Origin of the sequence: Pseudomonas sp. ICMP22404 (genome assembly GCF_006227205.1) — a bacterium.
Classification (GTDB): Bacteria; Pseudomonadota; Gammaproteobacteria; order Pseudomonadales; family Pseudomonadaceae; genus Aquipseudomonas.
In genome coordinates this window covers 52,429-75,286 of record NZ_VCNG01000006.1, presented here as the reverse complement: position 1 = coordinate 75,286, position 22,858 = coordinate 52,429, and the positions used below count along the sequence as shown (strand labels likewise).

Here is a 22,858-nt window from a genome sequence, read left to right as displayed (position 1 = left end):
TCGACCATGCCGCGCGCCACTCTTCGCTGGTTACCCAGCCTGTTCCTGACCGCCACCCTGCCGCTGCTCGCCCATGCCGAAAGCGCCCAGGAAGGGCCGGCCTATGGGCCGGAACTCCAAGGTTTCGAATACCCCTATACCCTCAAGCATTTCGCCTTCCAGTCCCAGGGCAAATCCCTGCAGATGGGCTACATGGACGTACCGGCCCAGGGCAAGGTCAATGGCCGCAGCATCGTGCTGATGCACGGCAAGAACTTCTGCGCCGCCACCTGGGGCGACTCGATCAAGACCCTCAGCGAGGCCGGTTACCGGGTGATCGCAGCGGACCAGATCGGTTTTTGCACGTCCAGCAAACCGGATCACTACCAGTACAGCTTCCAACAACTGGCCACCAATACCCAGGCCCTGCTCAAGGCTCTCGGCATACAGAAAGCCATCGTCCTGGGGCACTCTACCGGCGGCATGCTCGCCACCCGTTATGCCTTGCAGTTTCCCGATCAGGTGGAGCGCCTGGCCATGGTCAACCCCATCGGCCTGGAAGATTGGAAGGCTCTTGGCGTGCCTTACCGCACCGTCGATCAATGGTACGCACGGGAGCTGAAGCTCAACGCCGACAGTATTCGCAATTACGAGCGCACGACTTACTACGGCGGCCGCTGGAAACCGGAGTTCGAACGCTGGGTAGACATGCTCGCCGGCTTGAACAAGGGACCGGGACACACCCAGGTCGCCTGGAACTCGGCGCTGATCTACGACATGATCTTCACCCAGCCGGTCTACTACGAATTCAAGGACCTGAAGATGCCGACCCTTCTGCTGATCGGCACCGCCGATACCACGGCCATCGGCAGCGACATCGCTCCACCAGCGGTGAAAGCCAAACTGGGTCGCTATGAGGTATTGGGCAAGCAGGCCGCCCAACTCATCCCTCGGTCGACCCTGGTGGAGTTCCCTCTTCTGGGGCACGCTCCGCAGATGGAGGAGCCGGACCGCTTCCATGAAGCGTTGCTGAGCTGGCTGAACAAACCCATTCCCTGACGAGGTGCCCCATGGCGGTGCAAATAGCGGTCATCGACGATTGGCAAGATGTGGCGCGGGACGTAGTGGACTGGTCGGTCCTGGACAGCATCGGCCAGGTGACTTTTCTCCATGACTACCCTGCCGACCGCGATACCCTCGCCGAACGCCTGGCGCCCTTCGACGTGATTTGCGTGATGCGCGAGCGCACGTCATTCGACGAAGGCTTGCTGCGTCGCCTGCCGAATCTCAAGCTGCTGCTCACCGGCGGCATGCGCAATGCCGCCCTCGACCTCAAGACCGCTGCCGAGCTGGGCATCCAGGTGTGCGGCACCGAAAGCTACAAGCACGCGGCTCCCGAACTGACCTGGGCATTGGTGATGGCTTTGAGCCGAAACCTCGTCCAGGAAGCCAATGCCCTGCGCGCGGGCCTGTGGCAACAGGGCCTGGGTGGCGACCTGTATGGCAAGACCCTGGCCATCCTCGGCCTGGGCAGTATCGGCAAGCGAGTGGCACAGTTCGGCCAGGTGTTCGGCATGCGAGTGATCGCCTGGAGCCAGAACCTCACCGCCGAACAGGCCGCCGAGGTGGGCGTGACCTACGTGAGCAAACAACAGTTGTTCGAGCAGGCGGACATTCTCTCGATCCACTTGGTACTCGGCGAACGCACCCGAGGCCTGGTGGACGCCCAGGCGCTGGGCTGGATGAAGCCCGAGGCGCTGCTGGTCAACACCGCACGAGGGCCGATTGTCGATGAACACGCGCTGATCGATGCCCTCCGGCACAAACGCCTGGCCGGCGCCGCCCTGGATGTATTCGCACAAGAACCCTTGCCCGCCGATCACCCGTTCCGGACGCTGGGTAACGTACTGGCCACGCCGCATGTGGGTTACGTCAGCCGACAGAACTACCAGCAATTCTATTCGCAGATGATCGAGGACCTGCAAGCCTGGGCCGCCGGAGCACCGATCCGCTTGCTGACCCCGACTGGCTGACAGACCGTCATCGCGAGCAGGCTCGCTCCCACATGGGTTCTTTGTCGGTAGTGAAATCAGGGATCACCGTTGCGCTTCCTGTGGGAGCGAGCCTGCTCGCGATAGCGGTGGATCTGCCGAGAGCTGTATAGCTGGCATACCGCCATCGCGAGCAAGCTCGCTCCCACAGAAGCAATCTTTTCCTTGATCGGCAGAGCCATCAAAACGCCTCCATTTTCCACGCACTCCAATGGTGCATCCCGTCACCCGATCGCGCACGGCGATGAAACCACCCCTGCCCCCTACCGCATTTCTGTTTCAGATAAGTGCACTTCGTCGGCGCGTATCTCCCTTCGTCATGTAAGACATTGCCGACAAAAAACGTGATTGTCCGACAAATCGACGAAGCGCACCGCACCGCTCTAGGTTCTGACCTAGACTGCCAATCCGGGGGGAAAACCGACCGGTCATCCAGTGGAAAAAAAGTCGAAACTTTTCGCAACGGCGACGGGTCAGGTTAGAGGAAGGGCAACAGCGGCTGGTGCAGTCCTTGCACAGCCCCATTACCTGATTCGCTTTGCCGCATTGGGCAGCGCTTTGCTCTCCTTGCGTAGCGCTTGTGCGCCTGGCCGCAGGATTCGGCCATTGAAACAACAGCTCTGGCGCTTGCCGGAAACAGATCGAGATACAGGAGATACTTATGATCAGTGCTGCCTTGGAACCCCAACAAGTCCGTTCACAATTACCGCCGGCGGCTGAATCGCCGACGGCACCGGTGCTGTCCACCGGAGGCAAGGCACTGCTCCCCGTCGTCCGCCAGAACCCTAACCGCAAGAAAGTTTTGTTCGTCACCTCGGAAATCGCTGACCTGGTGAAGACCGGTGGCCTGGGCGACGTGTCGTCCGCACTGCCCCGGGCGATGGCCGGTCTGCATGATGTCCGGGTACTGATCCCCGGTTATCCGCAAGTGATGAACAGCGGCAACCCGATCCACATCATCGGCGAACTGGGCGGCCATGCAGCGCTGCCACCCTGCAAGATCGGGCGCATGGACATGGCTGACGGCCTGGTGATCTACGTGCTGATCTGCCCCGAACTCTTTGCCCGCGAAGGCTCGCCCTACGGGGCCAACAATGGTCGCGACTGGCCGGACAATCACATCCGCTTTGCGCGCCTGGGCCTGGCCGCGGCGGACATCGCTGCCAACCTGGCGCAGATCCACTGGTGCCCCGACCTGGTCCATGCCCATGACTGGCCGGCTGGGCTGGCACCCGCCTACATGCACTGGCGCGGGCAGCGCACCCCGACCCTGTTCACCATCCATAACCTGGCGTACCAGGGCGTGGTGAGCCTGGCCTCCTGCCCTGAGCTGGGGATTCCCGAGCACGCGTTGCAGCAGGAAGGCATGGAGTTCTACGGCAAGCTGTCGTTTCTCAAGGCGGGCATGGCCTATTCCAGCCACATCACCACGGTCAGCGCCACCTATGCCCAGGAAATCACCACCCCGGCGTTCGGCTGCGGGCTCGACGGTTTTCTCGCGGCCAAGACCCAACAAGGCCTGCTCAGCGGGATCCCCAACGGCATCGACGAGAGCTGGGACTCGGCCACCGATACGCATCTGTTCCGCCAATTTGCCATCGGCGACTGGGAGGGCAAGGCAGTGAACGCCGACCACGTGCGCGAACTGTTCGGCCTCGACGAGTCCAAGGGCCCATTGTTTGCCGTAGTGTCCCGCCTGGTGTATCAGAAAGGCCTGGACCTGACCGAAGCCGTAGCTGAATTCATCGTCGAATCCGGCGGCCAGATCGCGATCATCGGCCGTGGCGAACCGGAAGAGGAACAGGCCATGCGTGAGCTGGCGCTACGCTTCCCCGGTCGGATAGGCGTGCGCATCGGCTTCAACGAAACCGACGCACGACGGATGTTCGCCGGCAGCGACTTCCTGCTGATGCCATCGCGCTATGAACCCTGCGGCTTGAGCCAGATGTATGCTCAGCGTTTCGGCTCCCTGCCGGTGGCGCGCAATACCGGCGGCCTGGCCGACACCATTGAAGACGGCGTCACCGGCTTCCTGTTCGCCGAGTCCACCGTGGACAGCTACAAGCAGGCACTAAGTCGCGCCTTCAAGGTCTTCGCCTTCCCCGAATTACTCAATGCCATGCGCTGCCGGGCGATGTCGGCACCCTTCAACTGGAGCAAGGCGGTCGAACCCTACGCCGAGCTCTACGAACAACTGGTGGCTAAATCCCTGGGTAAATCGGCCAGACAATGAGGTGATCGATGCCGTCAAGGACGCCTGACACCTGGACCCACGGCGCGATCATGCTTGATGCCGAGCACACTCGTTTCGCCCTGTGGGCCCCGGATGCGTTTTACGTCAGTGTCGAACTCGACACTGGCGATTCAATACCGCTGCTGCCCCAAGCCAACGGCTGGTTCATGATCCAGACCCGCTGCCCCGCTGGCACCCGCTATCGCTACAACATCGACGGTGAACTGGAGGTACCCGACCCGGCGTCGCGCGCCCAGGCCGGAGATATCGACCAACCCAGCGTGGTGGTCGATCCCCACGCTTACCAATGGCGACACAGCCAATGGTCCGGCCGCCCCTGGTACGAAGCAGTGATCTACGAACTGCATGTCGGCACCCTTGGTGGATTCGAGGGAGTCGAGCAACAACTGGCCCGCTTGGCCGGACTGGGTGTCACCGCTATCGAACTGATGCCACTGGCCCAGTTTCCCGGTGACCGCAATTGGGGTTACGACGGTGTATTGCCCTACGCCCCCCAGGCCTCTTATGGCACGCCGGAACAGCTCAAGCACCTGATCGACAGCGCCCACGGTCATGGGCTGGCGGTGATTCTGGACGTGGTCTACAACCACTTCGGCCCCGATGGCAATTACCTGCATCGCTACGCCAAGGGTTTCTTTCGCGAAGACAAGCACACGCCCTGGGGCGCGGCGATCGATTTCCGGCGCCGCGAGGTGCGGGATTTCTTCATCGACAATGCGCTCATGTGGCTGCTGGAATACCGCTTCGACGGCCTGCGCCTGGACGCCGTGCACGCGATCGAAGACCCGGATTTTCTCCAGGAACTGGCCACCAGGGTGCGCCAGCAGGTCGACCCGGCGCGGCATGTCTGGCTGACCGTGGAAAACGAACACAACCAGGCCAGCCTGCTCGAACAGGGTTACGACGCCCAGTGGAACGACGACGGCCATAACGCCCTGCATGTGTTGCTCACCGGGGAAACCGACGCCTATTACGCCGACTATGCCGAACAGCCGACGGAAAAACTGGCGCGCTGCCTCAGCCAGGGTTTCGTGTTCCAGGGTCATATCAATCGCCATGGCGAGCCCCGGGGCGAACCCAGCGGTCATCTGCCCCCCAACGCTTTCGTGTTGTTCCTGCAGAATCATGACCAGGTCGGCAACCGGGCCCTGGGCGAGCGCCTGCACCAATTGGCCCCGCCCCAGGCCCTGCAGGCAGCGACGGTGCTGTTGCTGTTATGTCCTATGATCCCGCTGCTGTTCATGGGGGATGAAGTACTCGCCGAACAGCCGTTCCTGTTCTTCACCAGCCACCATGGTGAGCTTGCAGAACTGGTGCGAGAGGGTCGGCGCAACGAGTTCAAGGCCTTCAGTGCCTTCGCCGACCCCGAGAAACGCAAGCGCATTCCCGATCCCAACGCAGCCGCCACATTCGATGCCTCACGACCGAACCTGGAGTCCCGCCGACCGGAGCAGCAAGCCAACGAGGCGTTATACCGCCATCTGCTGAAGATCCGCCGGGAAGAGATCGTTCCGCGCCTGCCCGCCATCCAGGCGTTGGGCGCCGACGTACTGGGCCACGGCGCGATCAGTGCGCGCTGGCGGATGGAGGACGGCAGCGTGCTGCGCATCGACCTGAACCTCAGCGGGCAGCCGGTTGAACATAGCGCTCCAGAGGAGGCGCGCATTCTTTTCGAACATCCACAGCAAGCCATGGGTCTGTTGGAACAGGGTGCTCTTGCGCCCTACAGCGCGCTGGTCACTCTGACACAAGCGGCAACGTTGCCCAACATTACTGGAGAGCGCCCATGAGCGATGCGCAACTGGAAATCCTCGCCGGCCGCGCGGGCCTGGCGGTGGACTGGATCGACGCCAATGGCCGAGCCCAGAAAGTCTCGCCGGCGGTATTGCGCTCGGTCCTGACGGGCCTGGGCCATCCGGCCGGCAGTGCTCAGGAAATCGACGCCAGTCTTTTGCAATTGCAGGAAGATCAGCAGAACCATCGTCTACCCCCGTTGATCACCGCCGATGTCGGGGCCAACGTCGACCTGAGCCGCTATTTCCAAGGCTCGATGCCCTGCGAAATCCAGCTCGAGGACGGCGCGACGCTGAACCTGAAGCTCGACGCCGACGCGAAGCTACCGGGGATGATCCCGGTGGGCTATCAGCAGGTCCGCATCCAGGACCAGCATTTCACCCTGGCCGTGGCGCCCGCCCGCTGCTACAGCGTGGCCGAGGCCGTCGACGATCCGACGCCCAGGGCCTGGGGCCTGAGTGCACAGCTGTACGCGCTGCGCCGTCCTGGCGACGGTGGCTTCGGCGACACCCAGGCGCTGGAGGAACTGGCACGGGTAGCCGGCGAACGCGGTGCCGACGCCTTGGCGATCAGCCCGATACACGCGATGTTCAGCAGCGACACCGGGCGCTATAGCCCGTACTCGCCCTCGAGCCGCCTGTTCCTCAACAGCCTCTATGCCGCGCCGGGCACAATCCTGGGGGAACGGGCCCTGCGCACGGCCATCGACGCGACGGGCCTGGTCAATCAACTGCGCCACCTGGAAGAACAGCCCCTGGTCGACTGGCCGGTGGCGGCCGAGGCCAAGCAGAAGATCCTGCGCGCCCTGTACGACGGCTTCAGCCAGGGCGAACACCCACTGCATGAAGACTTCAGCAGTTTCCGCCACACCAGCGGCGAGGCCCTGGAAAATCACTGCCGCTTCGAAGCCCTGCAAGCGGAACGCGCCGCCCGCGGTGAAAGCCTCGATTGGCGTCAATGGCCCGAAGAGTGGCGCAACCCGCGCAGTTCGGCGCTGGCACGTTTCGCCGAGGAAAACGCCGACGAAATCGGCTACTACGCCTTTTGCCAATGGTTGATTGCGCGGTGCCTGGAACGGGCCCAGAGCGCCGCCAGGTCCAGCGGCATGGGCATCGGCCTGATCGCCGACCTGGCGGTGGGTGCCGACGGCGCCGGGAGCCAGGCCTGGAGCCGCCAGGATGAACTGCTGGCCTCGCTGACCGTGGGGGCGCCACCGGACATCCTCAATCGTTCCGGTCAGGGCTGGGGCATCTCGGCGTTTTCGCCGGAAGGCCTGGTCCGTAATGGCTTTCGCGCCTTCATTGAAATGCTGCGGGCCAACTTTGCCCATGCCGGCGGCTTGCGAATCGATCATGTCATGGGCCTGCAACGGCTGTGGGTGATCCCCAACGATGCGCCACCCTGCGATGGCGCCTACCTTTATTATCCGGTGGACGACTTGCTGCGCCTGTTGGCCCTCGAATCCCATCGTCATCAGGCCATCGTGCTCGGCGAAGACCTCGGCACCGTGCCCGATGGCTTGCGGGAGAAGCTCAGCGCCCGCTCCATCCTCGGCATGCGGGTGCTGTTGTTCGAACAGGACAACACCCGCTTCAAGCCCATTCTCGATTGGCCGGACAATGCCCTGGCGACCACCAGCACCCATGACCTGCCGACCCTCAATGGCTGGTGGCACGGTCATGACATCGACTGGAACGCCCGCCTGGACCTGATCGACTCCCATACCGAAATGGACTGGCGTCGGCATCGCGAGCGTGAACGCGAGGGGCTGCGCGACGTGTTGAACCAGGACCCGCAGAACTTTCGCGAGGAACATCGCGAAACCGATCAAGTGCTGGACGCCAGCGTGCGATTCCTCGGCCATACCCGTGCGCCATTGGTGCTGCTGCCGCTCGAAGACGCCCTCGGCATCGACGAGCAGGCCAACTTGCCTGGCACCACCGACACTCACCCCAATTGGCGCAGGCGCCTGCCTGGCGAGAGTCAGGCGCTGTTGGATGGCCCGGACGCCGCACGGCGTCTGGAAATACTCGCCTGTGCGAGACTTCAGGCGAACGAGCGTGACCAATGAACCAGACGTCGACCCAACCCCTGCGGGCAACCTTGCGCCTGCAGTTCCATAAAGGCTTCACCTTGGACGATGCGGTCCCGCAGGTGCCGTACTTTGCTTCGCTGGGCATCAGCCACGTGTATGCCTCGCCCCTGCTCAAGGCTCGGGCCGGCTCGATGCATGGCTATGACGTAGTCGATCCGACCCTGGTCAATCCCGAGCTGGGTGGCGAAGCCGCGCTCAAGCGCCTGGTAGCGGCCTTGCGCGAGCATCGGATGGGCCTGATCCTCGACATCGTCTCCAATCACATGGCGGTCGGCGGTAACGACAACCCCTGGTGGCTGGATCTGCTGGAATGGGGACGCCTGAGCCCCTACGGCCAGTTCTTCGATATCCAGTGGCACTCTCCCGATCCACTGATGGAAGGCCAGTTGCTGTTGCCATTCCTGGGCAGCGACTACGGCGTGGCGTTGCAGGAAGGTACGCTGAAGCTGCGTTTCGACGCTGCCATGGGCCGTTTCTACGTCGAACATTACGAGCACCACTTCCCCATCTGCCCGATGCAGTACGGCGAACTGCTCAGACCCGCCGACACCCTTCCACCCGAACAGGCCGAGTCCCTCAAGGCTCTGGCGGAGCGGTTCACCACACTGAACTACCAGACCGACGCCCATACCCTCGCCCGCCCGCTCCAGCAGGAACTGAGCGAACTGGCCAAGCAAGCCGGCATCCTGGCCGCCATCGAAGACAACCTGCGCGGTTACGACTCCGAGGAATCCGAAGGTTTCGAACGCCTGCATCAACTGCTGGAGCGCCAGAGCTATCGCCTCGCCAGTTGGCGCACGGCGGCGGATGACATCAACTGGCGACGTTTCTTCGATGTCAACGAGCTGGGTGGCCTGCGGGTCGAACGCCCGGCGGTGTTCGAAGCGACTCACGCAAAGATTTTCGAATTGATCGGCAATGGGTTGGTGGATGGCCTGAGGATCGACCACATCGACGGATTGGCCGACCCTCGCGGTTACTGTCGGAAGTTGCGCAGGCGTGTCGATGCGCTGTCACCGTCGCGACACTTGCCGATCTTCGTCGAGAAAATCCTCGGCGATGGAGAGACGCTGCGCCGGGACTGGAACATCGATGGCAGCACCGGCTACGAATTCATGAACCAGGTTTCACTGCTGCAGCATGATCCGAGCGGCGCCGCCCCCCTCGCCGAGTTCTGGAGCCGCCACAGCGAGCGGCCGGCGCACTTCATCGAAGAAGCCCGCCTGGCTCGCCAGCAGATTCTCAACGGTTCCCTGGCCGGCGACTTCGAAAGCGTCGCCCAGGCCCTGCTACAGGTCGCCCGGGACGACGTGATGACCCGCGACCTGACCCTCGGCGCGATTCGCAGGGCGTTGCAGGAGCTCATCGTGCACTTCCCGGTGTACCGCACCTACATCAGTCCTTTGGGCCGCAGCGTCGAAGACGAGGTGTTTTTCCGCAAGGCTCTGGAAGGCGCGAGGCAAACCCTCAGCGAAGCCGACTGGCCAGTGCTCGATTGCCTGGCCGACTGGCTCGGCGGGATGTCCTGGCGGCAACGCCCACGAGGGAGCCAGCGCAAACGGCTGCGCCATGCCTGTGTTCGCTTCCAGCAACTGACCTCACCCGCTGCCGCCAAGGCCGTGGAGGACACCGCCCTGTATCGCTCGGCGGTACTGCTGTCGCGCAACGACGTGGGCTACAACACCGAGCGTTTCAGCGCCCCGCCGCAGGAGTTTCATGACGCTGGCCTTGAACGCCTGGAACACTTTCCCGACAACCTGATCACCACCGCCACCCACGACCACAAGCGCGGCGAAGACACCCGGGCGCGGCTGGCGGTGCTCAGCGAGCGCGCAGAGTGGTACACCGCGTGCGTCGAACAATGGCGAATTCTCTCGCCGTCGCTGCACAGCGATCCCGCCGCACCCTCGGCCGGCGATGAGCTGATCATGTACCAGGCGTTGCTTGGGAGCTGGCCACTGGACCTCGATCTGAACGATCACCAGGCACTCTCGACCTACAACGAACGCCTGTGGCAGTGGCAGCGCAAGGCGTTGCGGGAAGCCAAGCTGCAAAGCAGTTGGGCGGCGGTCAACGATGCCTATGAACAGGCAACCCAGATGTTCCTCGAACGGCTGTTGCTGTGCGATGAAGGGCTGCCACTGCGCAGTGCCATCGCCGAGGCGGTCCAATCCATCGCTCCGGCGGGCGCCCTCAACAGCCTGGCACAGACGTTGCTGCGCATGACCGTACCCGGCGTTCCGGATTTGTACCAGGGCGCCGAGTTCTGGGATTTCAGCCTGGTGGACCCGGACAACCGGCGCCCGGTGGACTTCGACGCGCGCCGTCAGGCCATGCAGGCCGGCAGCTCCCCTGCCGAACTGCTACGCGACTGGCGCGATGGCCGGGTGAAGCAGGCCCTGATCGCCAGGACCCTGGCCTTGCGGGCCGAGTACCCGCAGCTGTTCCGCCAGGGCAGCTACCGGCCATTACCCGTGACCGGCGAGCACGCGAACCGGGTCCTGGCTTTCATGCGTGAGCACGAGCAACAGCGGGCGATCGTGGTGGTACCGATCCATGCCGCCCGCCTGCTGGAAAACGGTACCGAACCCTGGGTGTCGGCTTCGAATTGGGGCGATACGCGCGTTTCGTTACCGTTCGCCGTAGAGGGTGAAAAACTGAAGGGACTTTTTAAACATGCAGCAGTCACACCCCAAGGGGAGTTGATGGTCAGCAACGCGCTGGGGGATTTCCCAGTCAACGTCTTTATCCCATCTTGAGTCATGTCAGGAGCATTGCGATGAGTACCGACGATAAACGCATTCGTGAATTCGCCTATCAGATCTGGGAGTCCGAAGGTAAACCTGCCGGGCAGGAGGATCGTCATTGGGAGATGGCGCGCAAATTGGCCGAAGCCGAGGCCCTGGCACCGAGCAAGCCTGCCAAGGCCGCCGGCAAACCCGCCGCCAGCAAGGCCAACGACATCAAGCCTGTGGCAGCCAAGAGCACCACGGCCAAGGCTGCCCCAAAAAGCACCACGCCCAAGGCCAAACCAGCGGCTAAACCCGCTGCGGCGGCACCAGCAGCTGGCAAGCCAGCTGAGAAGAAGCCACGCGCGGCGCGCAAGCCACCGGCGGTTTGACCCTCGGGCTCAGGCTGGCACAACCCCTGTGGCGAGGGGACTCAGCGAGACGTCGTACCGCCCCGCTGGGGCGCGAAGCGGCCCTAAGCTTTTGGGGCTGATGCGCAGCCCAGCGGGGATAAATCCCCTCGCCACAAAGTCCTTTACCAGAAAGAGCTGTACCCGTTCCAGTCACTCTGAAATCCATGAATTTCTTGAACCACTCGCTTTGCCGTATCTGTCTGTCTTTTGCAGGAGCAACCCATGACCCGTCCAAAGAAAACCACCCCGCCGCCTGTTATCGAGGCCTCGCGGATTCGCGAAGGGCTGCCGTTCCCGCTCGGTGCGACCTGGGATGGCCTGGGGGTCAATTTCGCGTTGTTCTCAGCCAACGCCACCAAGGTCGAACTGTGTATTTTCGATGACACCGGCGAGGTCGAACTCGAACGCATCGAGTTGCCGGAGTACACCGACGAGATCTACCACGGCTATCTGCCCGATGCCCACCCGGGCTTGATCTACGGCTACCGGGTCTACGGTCCCTACGATCCGGAAAACGGTCATCGCTTCAATCCCAACAAACTGCTGATCGACCCTTACGCCAAACAACTGGTGGGCCAATTGAAATGGTCCGAGGCGCTGTTCGGCTACACCATCGGCCATCCCGATGGCGACCTCAGTTTCGATGAACGCGACAGCGCTCCATTCGTGCCCAAGTGCAAGGTCATCGATCCTGCCCACACCTGGGGCCACGACCATCGCGTCAGCGTGCCCTGGGACAAGACCATCCTCTACGAAACCCACGTACGCGGTATCAGCATGCGTCACCCCGCCGTACCGGAAAATCTGCGCGGGACCTTCGCCGGGCTGATGGTCGATGACGTGCTTGAGCACATTCGCAAGCTGGGCGTGTCGTCGGTCGAGCTCTTGCCCATCCATGCGTTCGTCAACGACCAGCACCTGTTGCACAAGGGCATGACCAACTACTGGGGCTACAACAGCATTGCGTTCTTCGCCCCGGACCCGCGTTACCTGGCCAGCGGCAAGATCGCCGAGTTCAAGGAAATGGTCGCGCACCTGCACGATGCCAACCTGGAGGTGATTCTCGACGTGGTCTACAACCACACCGCCGAAGGCAACGAGCAAGGCCCGACCCTGTCCATGCGTGGCATCGACAACGCCTCCTACTACCGGCTGATGCCCGATGACAAACGCTACTACATCAACGACTCGGGCACCGGCAACACCCTGGACCTGAGCCACCCTTGCGTGCTGCAGATGGTCACCGACTCCCTGCGCTACTGGGCCTCGGAGATGCACGTCGACGGGTTCCGCTTCGACCTTGCAACCATCCTCGGCCGGTATCACGACGGTTTCGACGAGCGCCACAGTTTCCTCGTTGCCTGCCGCCAGGACCCGGTGCTGCGCCAGGTGAAAATGATCGCCGAACCCTGGGACTGTGGCCCCGGTGGTTATCAGGTGGGACGCTTCCCACCGGGCTGGGTCGAGTGGAACGACAAGTTTCGCGATACCGTGCGCGCGTTCTGGAAAGGCGACGACGGCCAGCTTGCCGATTTCGCCAGTCGCATGACCGCCTCGGGCGAGATGTTCAATCAGCGTGGGCGCCGCCCCTATGCCTCGGTGAACTTCGTCACCGCCCATGACGGCTTCACCTTGAATGACCTGGTGTCTTACAACGACAAGCACAACGAAGCCAATGATGAGAACAACCAGGACGGCAGCAACAACAACCTGTCCTGGAACCACGGCGTCGAAGGCCCGACGGACGATCCGCAGATCAACGCTCTGCGCCATCGGCAGATGCGCAACTTCTTCGCGACCCTGCTGTTGGCCCAAGGCACACCGATGATCGTCGCCGGGGACGAGTTCGCCCGCACCCAGCATGGCAACAACAATGCCTATTGCCAGGACAGCGAGATCGGCTGGGTCAACTGGGACCTGAGCGAAGATGGCGCGGCACTGCTGCAGTTCGTCAAGCGCCTGATCAAGTTGCGCCTGGCCTACCCGATCCTGCGCCGTGGACGGTTCCTGGTGGGTAACTACAACGAGGATATCGGCGTCAAGGACGTGACCTGGCTGGCACCGGACGGTAGTGAGATGACCATCGAACAGTGGCAGGACAGCCACGGTCGCTGCCTGGGAATGCTGATGGACGGTCGCGCCCAGGAGACCGGCATCCGCCGCAAGGGCGGTGACGCGACGTTGTTGCTGGTGGTCAACGCGCACCATGACATCGTCAATTTCCGTCTGCCGGAAGTGCCGGAAGGCAGCTTCTGGACGTGCATGGTAGACACCAACCAGCCCATGGTGCGGGGTCAGGAGCGGTTCGATTTCGACTCCGAATACTCGGTCACGGGCCGTTCCTTGCTGTTGTTCGAGTTGCAGCGCGAAGAAGAAAAGCGGGACAGGTGATAAAAGGTTACAAACCATCAGGAGCCGCAAGGACGCGGCTCTGGTGGCGCATCACCGGGCTTGCACAGTCCAGTTCGAATAAAAAATTGCAGTTCAGATACACAAGTGACGCGACGAATCGAGCGTCATGGTCAATACTTCGCAGGCGGTATTCCAGGATTCGGAGCACTGCGGATCGCAGCCAGCCCCTTCGGGGCGCACCCGGGCAGTCGGCCCGACGCGTGGCTGAAAGATTGAATACAACAAGGACGTACCTCATGAAACTTGCCTCTCGCTTGCAAGGCCGGCAGCATCCGCAAATCTGGAACAGCTCGCCGCAGTTGGCCGACATTCCCATCATCAGCACCCAGACGCTCATCCCCGCCGGTGCCCGTGCCGTCATCCTCTCCCCGCACCCTGGCGATGAGATCGGTGCGTGTGGCGGACTGCTCCAGTTGCTCAGCAACCTGGACTATCCCATGTTGCTGATTTCGGTCACCGACGGTGACCTCAACCATCCCTCTTCGCCGTTGTGGACCGATGAACGCCTGCGCATCTATCGCCCCCATCCCCAGGAAAGCGTGGACGCGCTGCATCGCCTGGGCATACCGACCCATGGTTTGCAGTGGGTGCGCGGCGGCTTCCCGGAAAAGGCCCTGACCGAACATGAGGCACAGCTGACCGCCTTCATCGGACATTACCTGCGGCCTGGCGACGTGGTGTTCGGCACCTGGCGCAAGGATGGCGACAGCGATCACGAGACCGTCGGCCGTGCAGGAGCACTGGCAGCCGAAAGTGTCGGGGCGACCTTCAACGAACTGCCGGTGTGGGCCTGGCATTGGCCGGTTCGTGAGCAGAACAAGATCCCCTGGCACCGCGCGCGAAAACTGCGCCTGGACGTCTGGACCACCGCCCGCAAACGGCACGCGATGCACGCCTACGCCAGCCAGCTAAACGGCGAGCCCGCCAGCGGCATCGCCCCGCTGGTGCCGCGGGTTATCCTGGATCGCATGGGGTTGCCGTATGAGATCGTGTTAATCTGAAGCACCACGAAAGCGTTGGGTCAGGTAGGGCCTCTTCGCGAGCAGGCTCGCTCCCACATAGGTTTCGGATGGTCACACAATACAGTGTCGCTACAAATCCCCTGTGGGAGCGAGCCTGCTCGTGAAGTCGGTGATGGGATCAACATGAAAGCTGGCTGAAACAGTAAATATCCGGAACTGCCGATGCTCCTCATCAGTCGCATGAACAGGTACGTCTGATTCAGGAGTGAATGTGACTCGCGATCCCGACTGGCGGGCTGTCGAATCGGTGCCATTGGACACGCCTGCGGCGGTCCATCGGCTGCGGGTTCTGACGGTCAATACCCATAAGGGTTTCACCGCCCTCAACCGCCGCTTCATCCTGCCGGAACTCCGTGAAGCGGTGCGCAGTACCGGCGCCGACCTGGTTTTCCTGCAGGAAGTCCTGGGCGAGCATGACCGCCATGCCTCGCGCTACGACAACTGGCCCCAGACGTCCCAATACGAGTTCCTTGCCGATAGCATGTGGAGCGACTTCGCCTATGGCCGCAACGCGGTGTACCCCGACGGCCATCACGGCAATGCGCTGCTGTCCAAGTACCCGATCCGCCAGTTCCGCAACCTCGACGTTTCCATCACCGGCCCGGAGCGGCGTGGCTTGTTGCATTGCGTGCTGGACGTGCCGGGGCACGCCGAAGTCCATGGCATTTGTGTGCATCTGAGCCTGTTGGAAAGCCACCGCCAATTGCAGCTCAAGCTGCTCTGCCAATTGCTCGAATCCCTGCCCGAGGACGCCCCGGTGATCATCGCTGGCGACTTCAACGACTGGCAGTTACGCGGCAACATCACCCTCGCCCAACGTCGATATCTGCACGAAGCCTTCGAACACCACCACGGCCGTCCGGCCAGGACCTACCCGGCCCGTTTCCCCCTGCTGCGCCTGGACCGCATCTACTTGCGCAATGCCACCAGCCATGCCCCGAAAATCCTCGGTAGCAAACCCTGGACGCACTTGAGCGATCACCTGCCGCTGTCCGTGGAAGTGCATCTGTGAACCCCGCGACGGATCGCTGATGACAACGTGCCACCTGTAAGTTCTGACAGTAGCGACACCGATCTTTCATTGTTACGGTGCCATCCCATACAGCGAGCGTTGCCAGGCCCTGTGTGCCAGCTGTTGTGCAGCCGATGCTGAAACCGGCGTTCCCCGAATGCCGATGCAGAGGGATAGCACATGAGCTCGCACGATCATGGCTTCAAGCGGTTGTTCAATGTCTTCTGGGTATCGACCCCCTTCCTGTTCCCCGTTCCCACTACCATGGCGGCTTGTACCCTGACGCCAACGGCAGGCAATGACGCCTATGTCTGCGACAGCGGCACCAGCCCCGGGCTGACGGACCTTTCGGGCAACAACAGCCTCACGATGCCCGCCAACGGCAGCGGCGTCATTCAAGGCGACGTCACGTTTGACGAAGGCGTCGATCGCGTCGAAATCCACGCCAATGGCGTGATTGACGGTGACGTGAGCCAAGGTTCAGAGGCCGACGACTTTCTAATGACCGGCGGCCGCATCCTGTCCCTGTCCCAGGGCGATGGCCTCGACACGTTCACGATGTCCGGGGGTACCATTGTCGACGCGTTCGAAGACGGCGATATCGCCCACATGAGCGGTGGCACGATCGGGCGGGTCGATATGAAGCTCGACGACAATCTCTTCGACATGTCAGGCGGCCAGATCATCGGTAATCTGGTGACCGGTTTCGGCCAGGACACCATCATCCTCTCTGCGGGACGCATCGGCGGCAACGTCAGCGTCAGTGGCGGCAATGACAGCATTACTGTCAGCGGTGGCGAAATCATCGGCGAGGTCCGAGCCAGCACCGGCAATGACCAACTGCAGTGGAGCGGCGGACTGATCCACTCTGCCATTCTGATGGGCGACGGCAATGACACGGCACTGCTGCGCGGTCTCGATGAAACAACACTCGCCATTACCCCCAGCCTGAATGGTGGGTTGGGCCAGGACGTGCTGGCCCTTGAAGGCAGCACTTCCAGCACGGGTGCCCGTTACGTCAACTGGGAGAGCGTCAACCTTACCCAAGGCTCGCGGCTGGACCTGAACGACGCCCTGGTCCTGGGCGACAGCACCTCCGCCACGGGCACCCTCACCCTGGACAGCAACAGCGTGTTGACCTCGACCCAGGGCAGCGTTACACCCTTCACCGCCGGCCAGTTGGCAACGCTCAACAACGGCGGAACGGTGGACCTCACCCGGGACAATACCCGCACCAACGACACCCTCACCGTGCAGGGTAACTACGTCGGTAACAATGGCCAGCTACGCCTGCAATCGGTCCTGGGAGCCGATGACTCTCCCAGCGACAAGCTGGTGGTCAATGGTGGAACGCTCACGGGGACCACCGCCATCACCGTCACGAATCTGGGGGGTGCGGGCGCGCTGACCACGCAAAACGGCATCGAGCTGGTCCAGGCCCAGGGCGGCGCGGTCAGCAACAGCGGCGCGTTTTCGTTGGCCAATGCGGTGTCGGCCGGCGCCTTCGATTACCGCTTGTTCAAGGGCGGCGTGAACGGCAATGAAAACAACTGGTACCTGCGCTCGACCGTGGTCGCCGGACCGGTGGCGGCGCCCAGCCCGGACTTGCCCGCGCTACCGGCTGCAGTGCCAGGCGCCGCGCCCATCCCCTTGTATCGCCCGGAAGTGCCCACCTGGTCGGTGCTGCCTCCTGCCGCGGCGCAACTGACCCTGATGGCCTTGGGCACCTTCCATGATCGCCAGGGCGACCAGCGCCTGCTCACCGAAACCGACGCGTTCAGCGCGGGTTGGGGACGGGTCTATGGCAAGGATCTGGACCAGAGCTGGGCCGGTACGGTTTCGCCTCGATTCGACGGTTCCATCAAAGGCTTCCAGGTGGGCAACGATCTGTACAGCTCGTCGATGTCCGGCGGCCAGACCCAGCGCATCGGCTTCTTCGTCGGCCACACCGAACTGAACGGTCACGTCGACGGTTTCAACCTGGGCTTCCAGGGCCGACGCGCCGGCAAGATAGAACTCGACGGCGACAGCTACGGACTCTACTGGACGCTCATCGATCCCACCGGCGGTTACGTCGACGCGGTCGTGATGGGCACCCGGCTGGACGGCGACAACCGCTCCGACCGCGGACTCAGGATCGACAATCGCGGGCACGCGCTGACCCTCTCCGCGGAGGCCGGCTACCCATTCGCCGTGGCCACCGACTGGGTCCTCGAACCCCAGGTCCAGGTCATCCACCAGAAAATCTCCCTGGACACCCAGGACGACGGGATCTCCAGGGTCGAATTCGATTCCGACAGTGCCTGGACTGGCCGTCTCGGCGCCCGACTCAAGGGTCGCTATCAAGTCAGTGGCATGCCCGTCGAGCCGTATCTGCGGGCGAATCTGTGGCACACCTTTTCCGGCACCGACACGGTGACGTTCGACAACACCGAGCGGGTCGAAACCCAACAGCGCGCGTCCACCGGCGATCTGGGCGTCGGCGTGATCGTAAGTCTGGCCCCGGCCGTCAGCGTTTATGCCAGCGCGGACTACAGCAACAACCTGGACAGTAACCAGCAACGCAGCGTGGCGGGCAATCTCGGTGTGCGGGTCAGTTGGTGACGCTAAGTCGCCTCTTCCGACGATGATTTGACGTCAACCAAAAGCACGGATAACCGAAAAGAATCAGTCATTTATTTGACCTGATTTCATATCGCCATTCATCGCACAGTTTCTTGACGCGATGACATCGGTCTTCTTGACTACACCGTACTACCCCCGGAAATACAGTCAGGGGCAGGTCTCGGGAACCCGTTGCGGCGGGCCGCCCGAGACTTGCCTCAATCCATTCGGTCGCCCCTCATTCGGGGTAGGAGAGACGCCCTAAGCGAGAGACGCATGCGATTGCAAGGCAGACCCCCATGAGAACTTCCCTCCGTCCACAAGAAATCACGACCACCTTTTACACCGTGTCGACTTCGTTACTGCTGTGCTCATCCATGGAGGTCATGGCCTGGCCCGTCGAGCAATCCTCGCAACCCTGGTATGGCCAAACACCCGCCGACAACCCGAACGCCACCCTCATCAATCCCGACTCTGCATCCGACAAGGGTCCCGCACTGTTCACGCTGCACAACGACAACGGTCATACCCAGCGCATGGGCCTGATCGGTGGCCAAAGCCAGATCATCGCCAATGTCGGCGGCGTGCTGGTCAGCCCGGCCATGGCCGAGCCGGGCACAGATGCGCTGAACCTGCACGGAACGAACCTGGGCGCCTACTGGAGCCTCACCGGCCCCGCTGGCTGGCATGTAGACCTGAGCGCCAGTGGCGGCCGGGTCAACGGTTACAGCCGAACCGAACAAGGCCAGCGCCAGGCGGCCGAAGGCAACGCCGTCACGTTGTCGGTCGAGGGCGGCTTTCCCATCGGTATCAGTGACAACTGGGTGGTCGAACCCCAGGCGCAATTGATCAACCAGCGTGTGACCCTCGACACCGGTAACGCCGAGGACGGCAACAGCAGTGCACTGAGTACCTGGAGCGGACGTGTGGGGGCACGGCTCAAAGGCACTTACGAGGTCAACGGCCTCGGCGTGGAACCCTACGTGCGGACCAACCTGTGGCACACCGTCCAGAGCGCCGACACCCTCTCCCTGGACAAGGTCGACAAGATCAGCAGCAGCCGAAAATCCTCCACCGTCGAGCTGGGCCTGCGCCTGGTCGCCCGGGTCACGCCCGTGGTGAGCCTGTACGTCAGCGCCGATTACAGCAGCGACGTCGACGACAACGACCTCAATGGCGTGATTGCCAGCCTGGGCGTACGGATGCGTTGGTGAGACACCGAACTGCGCAAGTCTCAAGTGAGCAGCATTGCGCATCCGGGTCGGCAAAAACGCAGCTGCCGGCCCTTGCCACTTAAAAACTCCCCCCATTAAGGCGTATAACCCTGGAAGCGAAGACGACGGTGAGTCGTCCAGGGTTCATTTCTTTGATGGAGTAACGACATGACCACAGCCAACCTCCTCGCCAATCTGTTTCCCAGTGCCGCCGATATCCCCCAGGCCTATCGCCTCGAAGAGCGGATCGAGCAGCGTGAATACCTGGTCGATGGTGTCCTCGAGACCTGGCCGGGGCCGCTGGCCGTCGTGCGCAGCCCGGTGTACCTGGCCGCAGAACAAGGCGACGAACAGGTGGTGCTCGGCAGTACACCGCTGCTGGATGCCGAAACCGCCCTCACCGCCCTGGACGCCGCCGTCCGGGCTTACGACCGTGGCCAGGGCCTGTGGCCGACGATGCGGGTGGCCGAGCGTATCCGCCACGTGGAAACCTTCCTGGCGCACATGCGCGAGCAGCGCGAGGCCGTCGTCAAGCTGCTGATGTGGGAAATCGGCAAGAACCTCAAGGATTCCCAGAAGGAGTTCGACCGTACCTGCGACTACATCGTCGACACCATCAATGCCCTCAAGGAACTCGACCGGCGCTCCAGCCGTTTCGAGCTGGAACAGGACACCCTCGGGCAGATCCGTCGCGTGCCCCTGGGCGTGGCCCTGTGCATGGGGCCCTACAACTATCCGCTGAACGAGACCTTCACCACCCTGATCCCCGCCTTGATCATGGGCAACACTGTGGTATTCAAGCCGGCCAAGCTCGGCGTCCTGCTGGTGCGTCCGCTGCTGGAAGCCTTCCGCGACAGTTTCCCGGCGGGTGTGATCAACGTGATCTACGGCAGCGGCCGGGAAACCGTCAGCGCGTTGATGGCCAGCGGCAAGATCGACATCTTTGCCTTTATCGGCACCAACAAGGCCGCGAGTGACCTGAAGAAGCTCCATCCGCGCCCGCACCGCCTGCGCGCCGCCCTGGGGCTGGATGCGAAAAACCCGGGACTGGTGCTGCCGGACGTCGACCTCGACAATGCCGTCAGCGAAGCGCTGACGGGCTCGCTGTCCTTCAACGGCCAGCGCTGCACGGCGTTGAAAATCCTCTTCGTCCATGAGGACGTGGCACCCGCATTCATCGAGAAATTCAACGCCAAGCTCGCCGCGCTCAAGCCGGGCATGCCGTGGGAGGACGGCGTGGCGCTGACGCCACTGCCCGAGGCCGGCAAGATCGATTACCTACGCTCCCTGGTGGACGATGCGGTGGCCAAAGGTGCGACGGTGACCAATGCACACGGCGGCGAATCCCGCAGCTCATTCTTCTACCCCGCCGTGCTCTATCCGGTAAACACCGCGATGCGGGTCTATCACGAAGAGCAGTTCGGCCCGGTCGTGCCCATCGTGCCGTATCGCGATCTCAATACCGTAATCGACTACGTATTGGAGTCCGACTTCGGCCAGCAACTGAGCATCTTCGGTACTCATCCGGCTGAAGTCGGCAAGCTGGTGGACACGTTCGCCAACCAGGTAGGGCGCATCAACATCAATGCCCAGTGCCAACGCGGACCGGATACTTTCCCGTTCAACGGCCGGAAGAATTCGGCGGAGGGCACCTTGTCCGTGCACGATGCGTTGCGTACCTTTTCGATCCGCACCCTGGTGGCGACCAAATTCCAGGAGAGCAACAAGGCGCTGATCAGCGACATCATCCGCGAGCGGGACTCGAACTTCCTGACCACCGACTACATCTTCTGACCCGCGTTACTGCAGGGCTGGACGCCGCGCCTTGATGCCCCAGCCCTGCTGCATGCCGGCAGCCGCCAGCAGGATCGCCGCCACACCCAGCCATTGCAGCGGTTCGAGGCGATGGCCGAAGACGAACCAGTCGACGAAGATCGCCGCGATTGGATAGATGAATGACAGCGCGCCGGTGATCGCGGTCGGCAAGCGTTGGATCGCGCTGTACAGCAACACATACATGACCCCGGTATGGACCATGCCGAGGGTGACGAGGCTGGCCCAGCCCTCGGGCTGTTGCGGCAACGCCGAGAAATTTGCCCAGGGAGCCAACAGCAATACACCGGTGCTGACCTGCACCAGCGCAATCAAGTGCGGTGGCGTACCGGTCAAGCGCTTGATGATCAACGCGGCAATGGCGTACAGCAACGCCGCCCCCAGGGCCAGGGCGATGCCCATCAGGTACTCACCGCTGCCCTGCCCTTGTTCACCGTGGGCGCTGACAATTGCGAGCATTCCGAGAAACGACACCATCAGCCAGAACAGCTTTTGCGCGGTGATTTTCTCCCCCAGGAACAGCGCAGCCAACCCCACCAGCATGAACGGTTGGACGTTGTACACCGCAGTGCCGATGGCGATCGAGGCCCGTGAGTAGGAGGCGAACAGCAACACCCAGTTGCCAACGATTGCCACCCCACTGAGCACCGCCAATAAAAATGTGGTGCGGGTCAGGATATCCCGGCGTAAAAAACCGAAACCGGCGCAAATCAGCAACAAGGTGGCCGCGCCGAATACGCAACGCCAGAACACCACATCCAGCACCGGCAAGCCGGAAACCAGCACGAACCAGCCTATGGTTCCGGAAATCAGCATGGCGGCGGTCATTTCCAGCGAACCGCGACGTAAGGTCTTGTCCATCATCAGACTCCTTCAGCAAGTGGGGCACAGTATGCCAAGCCAGTGAACGGCTTCTCCATGGGCTGAAAAAGGCTAAACTGCCGTTCGACCTTTTTTATCAAGGCAACTTCAGGCATTCGCCTAACGGAGTCGACATGACGGACGATATTGATCAGATCCTCATCAGTGCGCTGATGGAAGATTCACGGCGCTCGCTCAAAGCCCTGGCGAACCTGAGCGGCCTCTCCTCACCCAGCGTGGCCGAGCGCCTGAGGCGGCTTGAGGAACGCGGCGTGCTGAGGGCCTATACCGTTGAGGTTGACCCGAAGTGCTTCGGCTACCAGCTTCAGGCCATTGTCCGCATCCGCCCATTACCGGGGCAGTTGCAGGAAGTGGAACGGCAGATCCAGGCCATCGCCGAATTTACCGAATGTGACAAGGTGACTGGCGACGATTGCTTCATCGCCCGACTGCACGTGCGCTCGATGGAACAGCTGGATAGCTTACTGGACAAGCTCAATGTCCTTGCCGAAACCAATACCGCCATCGTCAAGAAGACCCCGGTCAAACGGCGCCTGCCACCGATGGCCTGAGCCGGATCCGGCC

16 protein-coding genes are annotated in these 22,858 nt (G+C 62.4%); 14 read left to right on the top strand and 2 right to left on the bottom strand.

Going from position 1 to position 22,858, the window contains the following annotated elements:
• Positions 1-6 precede the first annotated feature (6 nt).
• Positions 7-1,038, top strand: a complete 1,032-nt coding sequence (locus FGE05_RS12765; RefSeq protein WP_139645390.1) for an alpha/beta fold hydrolase — start codon at positions 7-9, stop codon at positions 1,036-1,038.
• An 11-nt stretch (positions 1,039-1,049) separates the two neighbouring features.
• The gene (locus tag FGE05_RS12760; RefSeq protein WP_139645388.1) at positions 1,050-2,012 is read left to right on the top strand and encodes a D-2-hydroxyacid dehydrogenase family protein; all 963 of its coding nucleotides are present in this window, start codon (positions 1,050-1,052) and stop codon (positions 2,010-2,012) included.
• Positions 2,013-2,068: 56 nt separating this feature from the next.
• Here FGE05_RS12760 and FGE05_RS29845 read toward each other — a convergent pair whose 3' ends face one another.
• Positions 2,069-2,212, bottom strand: a complete 144-nt coding sequence (locus FGE05_RS29845; RefSeq protein ID WP_176563007.1) for a hypothetical protein — start codon at positions 2,210-2,212, stop codon at positions 2,069-2,071.
• Between the two features lie 479 nt (positions 2,213-2,691).
• On the opposite strand from FGE05_RS29845, the gene glgA reads away from it, so the two are divergent.
• The 11 genes from glgA (at position 2,692) to FGE05_RS12700 (ending at position 21,373) form a co-directional block, all read left to right on the top strand.
• On the top strand, positions 2,692-4,263 hold the full coding sequence (gene glgA / locus FGE05_RS12755) for a glycogen synthase GlgA (protein WP_139645386.1): 1,572 nt from the start codon (positions 2,692-2,694) through the stop codon (positions 4,261-4,263).
• 8 nt (positions 4,264-4,271) lie between these two features.
• Positions 4,272-6,074: a malto-oligosyltrehalose trehalohydrolase gene (gene treZ, locus FGE05_RS12750; RefSeq protein WP_139645384.1), complete on the top strand. Its 1,803-nt coding sequence runs from the start codon at positions 4,272-4,274 to the stop codon at positions 6,072-6,074.
• Positions 6,071-8,149: a 4-alpha-glucanotransferase gene (gene malQ / locus FGE05_RS12745; RefSeq protein WP_139645382.1), complete on the top strand. Its 2,079-nt coding sequence runs from the start codon at positions 6,071-6,073 to the stop codon at positions 8,147-8,149. The genes treZ and malQ overlap by 4 nt, the downstream gene beginning before the upstream one ends.
• Complete coding sequence (locus FGE05_RS12740; protein ID WP_139645379.1) at positions 8,146-10,932, top strand: malto-oligosyltrehalose synthase; 2,787 nt, start codon at positions 8,146-8,148, stop codon at positions 10,930-10,932. The genes malQ and FGE05_RS12740 overlap by 4 nt, the downstream gene beginning before the upstream one ends.
• Positions 10,933-10,952: 20 nt before the next feature.
• Positions 10,953-11,294 (top strand): DUF2934 domain-containing protein, encoded by a 342-nt coding sequence (locus FGE05_RS12735; RefSeq protein ID WP_139645377.1) that lies wholly within the window; start codon positions 10,953-10,955, stop codon positions 11,292-11,294.
• 243 nt (positions 11,295-11,537) lie between these two features.
• The gene (gene glgX, locus FGE05_RS12725) at positions 11,538-13,706 is read left to right on the top strand and encodes a glycogen debranching protein GlgX (RefSeq protein ID WP_139645374.1); all 2,169 of its coding nucleotides are present in this window, start codon (positions 11,538-11,540) and stop codon (positions 13,704-13,706) included.
• Positions 13,707-13,963: 257 nt separating this feature from the next.
• Positions 13,964-14,728, top strand: a complete 765-nt coding sequence (locus FGE05_RS12720) for a PIG-L deacetylase family protein (protein ID WP_139645371.1) — start codon at positions 13,964-13,966, stop codon at positions 14,726-14,728.
• Positions 14,729-14,960: 232 nt separating this feature from the next.
• Positions 14,961-15,761: an endonuclease/exonuclease/phosphatase family protein gene (locus tag FGE05_RS12715; protein WP_139645369.1), complete on the top strand. Its 801-nt coding sequence runs from the start codon at positions 14,961-14,963 to the stop codon at positions 15,759-15,761.
• A gap of 180 nt (positions 15,762-15,941) precedes the next feature.
• Positions 15,942-18,365, top strand: a complete 2,424-nt coding sequence (locus tag FGE05_RS12710; RefSeq protein ID WP_139645367.1) for an autotransporter outer membrane beta-barrel domain-containing protein — start codon at positions 15,942-15,944, stop codon at positions 18,363-18,365.
• Positions 18,366-18,664: 299 nt separating this feature from the next.
• A complete protein-coding gene (locus FGE05_RS12705; RefSeq protein ID WP_139645365.1) occupies positions 18,665-19,579 on the top strand; it encodes an autotransporter outer membrane beta-barrel domain-containing protein in 915 nt (304 codons plus the stop codon).
• A 168-nt stretch (positions 19,580-19,747) separates the two neighbouring features.
• Positions 19,748-21,373 (top strand): NADP-dependent glyceraldehyde-3-phosphate dehydrogenase, encoded by a 1,626-nt coding sequence (locus FGE05_RS12700; RefSeq protein ID WP_139645362.1) that lies wholly within the window; start codon positions 19,748-19,750, stop codon positions 21,371-21,373.
• Between the two features lie 6 nt (positions 21,374-21,379).
• On the opposite strand, the gene FGE05_RS12695 is transcribed toward FGE05_RS12700, so the two are convergent.
• Positions 21,380-22,273 carry a DMT family transporter gene (locus FGE05_RS12695; protein ID WP_139645361.1) on the bottom strand — a complete coding sequence of 298 codons (894 nt, stop codon included), beginning with the start codon at positions 22,271-22,273 and terminating at the stop codon, positions 21,380-21,382.
• 134 nt (positions 22,274-22,407) lie between these two features.
• On the opposite strand from FGE05_RS12695, the gene FGE05_RS12690 reads away from it, so the two are divergent.
• Positions 22,408-22,845 (top strand): Lrp/AsnC family transcriptional regulator, encoded by a 438-nt coding sequence (locus FGE05_RS12690; RefSeq protein ID WP_139645358.1) that lies wholly within the window; start codon positions 22,408-22,410, stop codon positions 22,843-22,845.
• Positions 22,846-22,858: the final 13 nt, after the last annotated feature.

Bases quoted from the DNA above. Each gene is read 5' to 3' on its own strand.
- FGE05_RS12765 (WP_139645390.1), top strand. From the start codon at position 7: ATGCCGCGCGCCACTCTTCGCTGGTTACCCAGCCTGTTCCTGACCGCC.
- FGE05_RS12760 (WP_139645388.1), top strand. From the start codon at position 1,050: ATGGCGGTGCAAATAGCGGTCATCGACGATTGGCAAGATGTGGCGCGG.
- FGE05_RS29845 (WP_176563007.1), bottom strand. From the start codon at position 2,212: ATGGCTCTGCCGATCAAGGAAAAGATTGCTTCTGTGGGAGCGAGCTTG.
- glgA (WP_139645386.1), top strand. From the start codon at position 2,692: ATGATCAGTGCTGCCTTGGAACCCCAACAAGTCCGTTCACAATTACCG.
- treZ (WP_139645384.1), top strand. From the start codon at position 4,272: ATGCCGTCAAGGACGCCTGACACCTGGACCCACGGCGCGATCATGCTT.
- malQ (WP_139645382.1), top strand. From the start codon at position 6,071: ATGAGCGATGCGCAACTGGAAATCCTCGCCGGCCGCGCGGGCCTGGCG.
- FGE05_RS12740 (WP_139645379.1), top strand. From the start codon at position 8,146: ATGAACCAGACGTCGACCCAACCCCTGCGGGCAACCTTGCGCCTGCAG.
- FGE05_RS12735 (WP_139645377.1), top strand. From the start codon at position 10,953: ATGAGTACCGACGATAAACGCATTCGTGAATTCGCCTATCAGATCTGG.
- glgX (WP_139645374.1), top strand. From the start codon at position 11,538: ATGACCCGTCCAAAGAAAACCACCCCGCCGCCTGTTATCGAGGCCTCG.
- FGE05_RS12720 (WP_139645371.1), top strand. From the start codon at position 13,964: ATGAAACTTGCCTCTCGCTTGCAAGGCCGGCAGCATCCGCAAATCTGG.
- FGE05_RS12710 (WP_139645367.1), top strand. From the start codon at position 15,942: ATGAGCTCGCACGATCATGGCTTCAAGCGGTTGTTCAATGTCTTCTGG.
- FGE05_RS12705 (WP_139645365.1), top strand. From the start codon at position 18,665: ATGAGAACTTCCCTCCGTCCACAAGAAATCACGACCACCTTTTACACC.
- FGE05_RS12700 (WP_139645362.1), top strand. From the start codon at position 19,748: ATGACCACAGCCAACCTCCTCGCCAATCTGTTTCCCAGTGCCGCCGAT.
- FGE05_RS12695 (WP_139645361.1), bottom strand. From the start codon at position 22,273: ATGGACAAGACCTTACGTCGCGGTTCGCTGGAAATGACCGCCGCCATG.
- FGE05_RS12690 (WP_139645358.1), top strand. From the start codon at position 22,408: ATGACGGACGATATTGATCAGATCCTCATCAGTGCGCTGATGGAAGAT.